1 protein-coding gene is annotated in these 228 nt (G+C 65.4%); it reads right to left on the bottom strand.

What is annotated here, in order from left to right; translation table 11 throughout:
* A partial coding sequence (locus tag SB822_RS61660) for a hypothetical protein (protein WP_410859744.1) occupies positions 1–228 on the bottom strand: 228 nt, incomplete at both ends.

Genomic DNA, 228 nt, shown 5'->3' with positions numbered 1-228 from the left:
CGAAGTCGTCCACGACGGCCGCGAACTGCGCGATCGTCGCATCGCCCTTGCTCTGGATCCACAGCTCGGTGCCGCCTGTCGTGCCCAGCCCCGGACTCGACGGCGGATTGAGCGGCACGACGATGCCTTCGCGGATCTGCGAGAGTGCCTTGTACGCAGCGATGAGCACGGCGCGCGCATTCTGCGTGCGGATATTGGCCGACGAATACCGGTCCTCGAAGCTCTTGA

The organism is Paraburkholderia sp. SIMBA_054 (genome assembly GCF_046534875.1).
In the GTDB taxonomy this organism is placed as follows: domain Bacteria; phylum Pseudomonadota; class Gammaproteobacteria; order Burkholderiales; family Burkholderiaceae; genus Paraburkholderia; species Paraburkholderia hospita.
This window is presented reverse-complemented; position numbering and strand designations above follow the sequence as displayed.